Raw genomic sequence first — 1,185 nt, 5'->3', positions numbered from 1 at the left:
CTTGACGAGGCCTCGATGGCCGGAGAGGGCGTCACGTTCTACCTGGCCAATGGTGCGACGCTCAGCCTCAACGGCAACGGCAATTTCAGGATACAGGCCCCGACAACCGGCCCCTATGCCGGCATCCTGTTCTTCGGCAGCCGAAGCGACAGCGGCCTCGACCACAAGATTCTCGGCAACTCGTCGCTCGGCTCGACGACCCAAGGCGCGATCTATTTCCCGACCTCCACCGTCCGCTTCCAGGGCAACTCCAACATGACGAACGGCTGCACGCAGATCATTGGCCACACCGTCGAATTTACCGGAAACTCGACATTGCGGTCGAACTGCGACACCAACAACGTCCGGGAAATCGAAACAAACGTCATCGTCAGCTTGGTTGAGTAGGTATCCCATTCCGGATGATCACATAGACGCTCGCCGGACTGCCTTGGCATCTCGGAACAGACGGTTTGGAAATGGCGAAAGCGCGACAGCGTCCATGACCGCAGCCACACGCCGCACCGGCTGCAGACAGTGTTGACGCCGGCGCAGGAGGCGGTCACGCTGCGCAAGTCCTTGCTGCTGCCGCTCGACGATCTGCTCTCGGTGGTGCGGAAGTTCCTCAATCCGAACGTCTCGCGCTCCGGCCTCGACCGCTGCCTGCGTCGCCACGGGGCGGGCAACCTGCGCGAGCTGAATCGGCCGCTTGCAGCCCTTCAGCAAGTCGTCCAGCAGCTCGTTGGAAATCGTCATCGTCTTTGCTCCTTGAGCTGGCTCGGGAGATCTGAACAAGGGCGTTGAGTGGATCATCCGCGCGACATCGGCATGATGCCGAGGAGCGAGGAGAAACCATGACCAGACGACCGCGCCGGAACCACAGCCCGGCCTTCAAGGCGAAGGTGGCGCTGGCTGCCATAAGGGGCGAGAAGACTCTGGCCGAACTGGCCGAGCAGTTTGACGTGCATCCGAACCAGATCACGCAGTGGCGGTCGCAGCTTCTGGACGGCGCCTCCGGCGTTTTCGGCGCTGTCGCCCCCGCCGAGGCGGCTCCGGTGGTGGATGTGAAGAGTTTGCATGCGAAGATCGGCGAGCTGACGCTCGAGAACGATTTTTTGTCCGGCGCGCTCGGCAAGGCAGGTCTGCTGCCGAGCGCAGGACGATGATCGACCGCGACCATGGGCTGAGCGTCAGTCGCCAGGCGAA

The 1,185-nt window shown here is 62.5% G+C and carries 1 protein-coding gene and 2 pseudogenes; all 3 read left to right on the top strand.

Translation table 11 applies throughout. The annotated features are described in order from the left end of the window. A partial coding sequence (locus KTN05_RS17610) for a hypothetical protein (RefSeq protein ID WP_217330663.1) occupies window positions 1-387 on the top strand: 387 nt, incomplete at its 5' end. Window positions 388-432: 45 nt separating this feature from the next. Then, window positions 433-678, top strand: a pseudogene (locus KTN05_RS17605) (IS481 family transposase); the annotation flags it as partial. 155 nt (window positions 679-833) lie between these two features. Beyond that, window positions 834-1,185: pseudogene (locus tag KTN05_RS17600) on the top strand (transposase); the annotation flags it as partial.

Origin of the sequence: Paracoccus sp. Z118 (genome assembly GCF_019061185.1) — a bacterium.
Classification (GTDB): domain Bacteria; phylum Pseudomonadota; class Alphaproteobacteria; order Rhodobacterales; family Rhodobacteraceae; genus Paracoccus.
The sequence above is the reverse complement of the archived record's forward strand: the minus strand, read 5'-3'. Positions and strand labels throughout refer to the sequence as shown.